The sequence below is a fragment of the Paenibacillus sp. P5_B5 genome, from assembly GCF_056400365.1.
This window is the reverse complement of sequence record NZ_JBFULK010000050.1, coordinates 1-948: the sequence shown is the minus strand read 5'-3', so window position 1 is coordinate 948 and position 948 is coordinate 1. Positions and strand designations below refer to the sequence as shown.

Below are 948 nucleotides of genomic sequence, written 5' to 3'. Positions count from 1 at the left end.
TCGGCATCGGCATCGGCATCGGCATCCGCATCCGCATCGGCATCGGCATCCGCGTCGGCATCCGCATCCGCATCCGCATCAGCGTCGGCGTCGGCATCGGCGTCAGCGTCAGCATCGGCATCGGCGTCAGCATCGGCGTCGGCATCGGCATCGGCATCAGCGTCAGCGTCAGCATCCGCATCCGCATCCGCATCGGCGTCAGCGTCAGCGTCGGCATCCGCGTCAGCGTCGGCATCCGCGTCGGCATCCGCGTCAGCGTCGGCATCCGCGTCGGCATCCGCGTCAGCGTCGGCATCCGCGTCGGCATCAGCATCAGCATCCGCGTCGGCGTCGGCATCCGCTTCAGCTTTCGCATCGGCATCCGCACAAGCTTTCGCATCGGCATCAGCATCGGCGTCGGCATCGGCATCGGCATCGGCATCGGCATCGGCGTCAGCTTTCGCGTCCGCATCGGCGTCAGCATCGGCGTCCGCATCAGCATCAGCCTTCGCATCAGCATCAGCATCAGCATCGGCATCCGCGTCGGCATCCGCGTCGGCATCGGCATCAGCATCGGCGTCAGCATCAGCATCAGCTTTCGCGTCCGCATCGGCGTCAGCGTCGGCGTCAGCGTCAGCATCAGCATCAGCCTTCGCATCCGCATCGGCATCAGCATCGGCATCAGCATCGGCATCGGCGTCGGCATCGGCATCGGCATCAGCTTTCGCRTCGGCRTCRGCGTCMGCATCWGCWTCAGCCTTCGCATCCGCATCGGCATCAGCATCGGCRTCGGCATCGGCGTCAGCATCGGCATCAGCTTTCGCGTCCGCATCGGCGTCAGCATCAGCATCGGCATCAGCCTTCGCATCGGCATCAGCCTTCGCATCCGCATCGGCATCCGCATCGGCGTCGGCATCGGCATCGGCATCAGCTTTCGCATCGGCGTCAGCGTCCGCATCTGCTTCAGCC

General features: G+C 65.8%; 1 protein-coding gene. It reads left to right on the top strand.

Annotated elements, in window-relative coordinates; translation table 11 throughout:
- A partial coding sequence (locus AC1DOK_RS24435; protein ID WP_477556884.1) for a hypothetical protein occupies nt 1–948 on the top strand: 948 nt, incomplete at both ends.